1 protein-coding gene is annotated in these 962 nt (G+C 35.2%); it reads left to right on the forward strand.

What is annotated here, in order from left to right:
• Positions 1-792 (forward strand): MBL fold metallo-hydrolase (locus ACFIQE_RS10840; RefSeq protein ID WP_375707749.1); only part of this gene is annotated, 792 nt, incomplete at its 5' end.
• Between the last annotated feature and the right edge of the window lie 170 nt (positions 793-962).

Here is a 962-nt window from a genome sequence, read left to right on the forward strand (position 1 = left end):
TTTACAATATTAGGTTGTGGTCCTTCTCCAGGAGTGCCAAGACCTAATGGTGATTGGGGAACATGTGATCCGAATAACCCTAAAAATAAACGCTACAGAAGTTCTTTATTAGTTGAACGTATTAAACCTTCTGGAGACAAAACAACGATCGTTATTGATACAGGTCCAGATTTTCGCTCACAAATGATCGATGCGCGTGTAAGCCATCTTGATGCTGCTCTTTACACGCATTCTCATGCAGACCATATCCACGGTATTGATGATTTACGCAGCTATGCACTTGCACAAAAATGTTTAATAGATATCTATGCCGACAGATTTACACTAGAGCATCTCAAAAGTGCTTTCGGATATTGTTTTCAAACTCCAAAAGATTCATCTTATTCTCCCATTTTAAAAGAGCATCTTATCAATGAAGATAGCCAATTTATTATTCAGGGGCAGGGCGGAGAAATAAGCGTCAATACACATTTACAACACCACGGAAACATTCATTCCTTAGGTTTTCGGATTGGGAATGTTGCCTATTGTACGGATGTTAGTGAATTTCCTGAAAAAACTTTATCCAAATTAATGGATTTGGATGTTCTCATCATTGAAGCTCTTCAATTTAAATCCCATCCGAGTCATTTTTCTGTTGATCAAGCATTACAGTGGATAGAATATTTAAAGCCGAAACAAGCAATACTCACACATATGGACAGATCGCTGGATTACAATAAGGTTATAAATTACGTTCCATCCTATGTAAAACCTGCATATCAAGGTCTTACTTTTGAAACAGATGCATAAGCTTATTATGCGCAATATTTAAGTTAAATAAAATACTTTTAAATTTATCCTTTATTTTATTTCATTTTTGACATATTTAGTGTTTTTTATGTCAAAAATGAGGCTTTTATGTATAAGAATTTTAAGCGGGGTGTATGTATTGTGGTTTTAGCGGTTTCCTTGACAGCATG

The organism is Bartonella sp. AA1HLJMS (assembly GCF_042197445.1).
GTDB lineage: Bacteria > Pseudomonadota > Alphaproteobacteria > Rhizobiales > Rhizobiaceae > Bartonella.